Here is a 3,667-nt window from a genome sequence, read left to right on the forward strand (position 1 = left end):
GCTGCCGGCCACCGCGTCGGCGCTGGTCGGCGGCGGCCCGTCGGCGTCCACGTAGCCGACCACGACGGCCACCTCGCCCAGGCCGTCGGCCGCCAGATCGTCCGCGAGCTGCCCGAGTGCGCGCTGCGAGGCGGCCACGAAGGAGTCGCGGAAGACCAGGTCCTCGATCGGATAGCCGGTCAGCATCATCTCGGGGAAGGCGACCAGCTGCGCCCCGGCGGCGGCGGCCGCGCGCGTCGACCGCCGCACCGTGGCGGCGTTGCCGGGCAGGTCACCGACCGTGGAGTTCACCTGGGCGAGTGCGATCCGCAGCGTGGGCATGCCGTCCATTGTTCCGCACTCCCTGCGTCGGACCACGTGATGGTCAGCGTAATCTCTGCGTAACGGGGCCCGGGGAGACTGGGCGGCCAGTGCTCGACACGAGGGGTTGACGTGGACCGACAGCAGGAGTTCGTGCTTCGGACGCTCGAGGAGCGCGACATCCGTTTTGTCCGGCTTTGGTTCACCGACGTGCTGGGCACCCTGAAAAGTGTGTCCGTGGCTCCGGCCGAGCTCGAGTCCGCCTTCGAGGAGGGCATGGGCATCGACGGCTCGGCGATCGAGGGCTTCGCCCGGGTGTACGAGTCCGACATGGTCGCCATGCCGGACCCCACGACGTTCCAGGTCTTCCCCTTCGAGGGCGGGGCCGACGGCGAGAGCGCCCGGATGTTCTGCGACATCCTGCTGCCCGACGGCAACGCGGCGTGGGCCGACCCCCGGCACGTGCTGCGCCGGATGCTGGCCAAGGCGGCGGAGAAGGGCTTCACCTTCTACACCCACCCCGAGGTCGAGTTCTTCCTGATCAAGGACGACCCGCTGGACGGCCGGGTGCCCGTCCCGGTGGACACCGGCGGCTACTTCGACCACACCACCCACTCGGTGGCCCGCGACTTCCGCCGCCAGGCCGTGCTCGCGCTGGAGCGGATCGGCATCTCGGTCGAGTTCAGCCACCACGAGGTCGCGCCCGGCCAGCAGGAGATCGACCTGCGGTATGCCGACGCGCTCACCACCGCGGACAACATCATGACGTTCCGGCACGTGGTGAAGGAGGTGGCGCTGTCGCAGGGCGTACGCGCGACCTTCATGCCGAAGCCGTTCACCGACCAGCCCGGCAGCGGCATGCACACCCACCTGTCGCTGTTCGAGGGCGAGCGCAACGCGTTCTTCGACGGCGACGACCCGCTCAAGCTGTCGAAGACCGCGCGGGCGTTCATCGCCGGCCTGCTGACCCACGCCCGCGAGTACACGGCGGTCACCAACCAGTGGGTCAACTCGTACAAGCGGCTCTTCCCGATGCAGCTGCCCGACCGGATCACCGAGTCGCCGGCCTTCGTGAGCTGGGGACACCTGAACCGCTCGGCGCTGGTGCGCGTGCCGGCGTTCGGCAAGTCCAACTCGGCCCGCGTGGAGATCCGCTCGATCGACTCGGCGACCAACCCCTACCTGGCCTTCGCGGTGCTGCTCGGCGCCGGGCTCAAGGGCATCGAGGAGGGGTACGAGCTGCCGCCGGGCGCCGAGGACGACGTCTGGTCGCTGTCGTCCGCCGAGCGCAAGGCAGCTGGGTACGAAGCACTGCCGGAGAACCTGTCCGAGGCGATCGACGTGATGGAGCGGTCCGAGCTGGTGCCCGAGGTCCTCGGTGAGCACGTCTTCGACTTCTTCCTGCGGAACAAACGGGCCGAATGGGAGCAGTACCGGCGCGAGGTGACCCCGTACGAGCGCGAGCGTTATCTCGGCGCGCTATAACTTTTCAGCCCTCGGTGGATCAGGTATTCGCGCAGGTCCGATACGGTGCCTGTCGAATCAATGTGACGAGGGGGAAGTCGTGCTGGAAGATCTGCTGAACGGCGCCGGACGTAGTGTCGTGTTCGGACTTCTCGGGGTCGGCCTGATGGCGGTCGGCTTCGTGATGGTGGACCTGCTGACGCCGGGCAAGCTCAGGGACCTGATCTGGCGGGACAGGAACCCGAACGCGGCGCTGCTGCTGGCCGCGAACCAGCTCGGCATCGCGGTCATCGTGTTCACCGCGATCTTCACCAGCTACGACTCGTTCGGCCAGGGCGTGGCGTCCACCCTGATCTTCGGGATCATCGGCATCGCCATCATGGGCTTCGGCTTCATCGTGCTCGACTGGCTGACCCCCGGGAAGCTGGGCGAGGTCATCTGCACCCCCGATCGTCACCCGGGCGCGACGGTGAGCGCCGCCGCCCACTTCGGCGCGGCCCTGATCGTCTCCGCCTGCATCGCCTGAGGCATAGATCGCCCTGGACAGGCCTAAGCGCTGGGGGTACGGCCGAAGCTGCTGATGCTGGTCGACCCTGTGCGGCGCATCTTCGGCACGTCCTCGGCGATGGCGGCCGCGATCATGATCAGCGGGATCGCGGCCAGCTGGGCCACCGCCATGACGTGGCCCAGCGGGATCACCGCCAGCACCAGCGCGGCCGCCGCCACGCGGTGAATCACGCCGTCCAGGCTCAGGCGGCGCAGGAACGCCGCGTGGCCGAGCAGGTAGATCGCGACGCCGCCGCTCAGCATGATCGCCTCGCCCCAGTGCAGCGCCTCGAAGGCGTGGCCCACCGACTTCTTGATGCCGGCCGCGGCCACGACGATGCCGAGCAGCATCGGGAAGTGCGCGAAGCCCCAGGCGTCCAGGGCCAGGCGGGCCCGGGCCGGCTCGTCGGCGGCGTGCGCCAGCACGTGCTCGGCCCGTTCGTCGTCGCCGGCGAAGTAGGCCCACCACAGGTAGTACGCGATGCACAGCCCGAGGACCGCCACCAGGATCGCGCCGGCCCCGAGCTCGACGCCGCGGAAGCCGAGCCCGATCGCGATGATCGACTCACCGATCGCGATGATCATGACCAGCCCGTGCCGTTCGGCGAAGTGGCCGGCGGAATTGCGGTGCATCTGCGGCCGTAACAGCCATCGGGAGGAGATCTGCAGAATCGGCGCCAGCACCCAGGCGATGTGCCGGAACGGCTCGGGCAGGAACCCACCAGCCAGCACCAGCACCGCGGCGGTCACGTTGATCGGGGCGAGCCTGCTCAGCGGCACCCGCACCCGGCCGCCGCTGTGGGCGAACAGCAGCGAATGCACGACGTTGACCACCAGATAAGCCGCGCCGAAGAGCCAGCCGCTCTCGCCGAACGCCTCCGGGATGGCCAGCGCCACGACCAGGAAGCCGGCCATCCCGACCAGCAGCAGCGTGCGCCGCGTGGTGCTGTTCGGCGCCACCGCGTTGGTCAGCCAGGCGTACCCGCCGTACATCCACCAGACGACGGCCAGAATGAGCGCCACGTTGCCGAAGGTCGCGGCCGTGGGGTGCTCGGTGAGCGTCTCGGTCAGCTGAGTGATGGTGAAGACGAAGACGAGGTCGAGGAAGAGCTCGAGGGTGGAGACCCTGATCGGCGCGGTGTCGGGTGCCTGCGACATGCGCGCACCCTACTTGTCGTACCCCCGCTCTAGGGTCCTCGTTATGAACCGCACCGATCGGCTGTACGCCATTGTCGAGGAGCTGCGAGCGGTGGCCCCGCGGCCGCGGAGCGCCCGGTGGCTCGCCGAGCGCTTCGAGGTCAGCGTGCGCACCGTGGAGCGCGAGTGCGGCGCCGTGGGGCAGGGGGGGACGCGGCGC

At 69.4% G+C, this 3,667-nt stretch carries 5 protein-coding genes; 3 read left to right on the plus strand and 2 right to left on the minus strand.

What is annotated here, in order from left to right:
• On the minus strand, window positions 1–321 hold a 321-nt coding region (locus AB0M20_RS32105), incomplete at its 3' end, for a nitrilase-related carbon-nitrogen hydrolase (protein ID WP_364304084.1).
• A gap of 111 nt (window positions 322–432) precedes the next feature.
• Here AB0M20_RS32105 and AB0M20_RS32110 point away from each other — a divergent pair.
• Both AB0M20_RS32110 and AB0M20_RS32115 read left to right on the plus strand, forming a co-directional pair.
• Window positions 433–1,785: a glutamine synthetase family protein gene (locus AB0M20_RS32110; protein WP_364304085.1), complete on the plus strand. Its 1,353-nt coding sequence runs from the start codon at window positions 433–435 to the stop codon at window positions 1,783–1,785.
• A 79-nt stretch (window positions 1,786–1,864) separates the two neighbouring features.
• The gene (locus tag AB0M20_RS32115; protein WP_364304086.1) at window positions 1,865–2,290 is read left to right on the plus strand and encodes a DUF350 domain-containing protein; all 426 of its coding nucleotides are present in this window, start codon (window positions 1,865–1,867) and stop codon (window positions 2,288–2,290) included.
• Between the two features lie 23 nt (window positions 2,291–2,313).
• Here the strand turns inward: AB0M20_RS32115 and AB0M20_RS32120 are convergent, their stop codons facing one another.
• Window positions 2,314–3,468, minus strand: coding sequence for a low temperature requirement protein A (locus AB0M20_RS32120; protein ID WP_364304087.1), 1,155 nt, complete (start codon window positions 3,466–3,468; stop codon window positions 2,314–2,316).
• 43 nt (window positions 3,469–3,511) lie between these two features.
• On the opposite strand from AB0M20_RS32120, the gene AB0M20_RS32125 reads away from it, so the two are divergent.
• A partial coding sequence (locus AB0M20_RS32125; protein ID WP_364304088.1) for an HTH domain-containing protein occupies window positions 3,512–3,667 on the plus strand: 156 nt, incomplete at its 3' end.

The organism is Actinoplanes sp. NPDC051633 (assembly GCF_040681735.1).
In the GTDB taxonomy this organism is placed as follows: Bacteria; Actinomycetota; Actinomycetes; order Mycobacteriales; family Micromonosporaceae; genus Actinoplanes.

Bases quoted from the DNA above. Each gene is read 5' to 3' on its own strand.
- AB0M20_RS32120 (WP_364304087.1), bottom strand. From the start codon at position 3,468: ATGTCGCAGGCACCCGACACCGCGCCGATCAGGGTCTCCACCCTCGAG.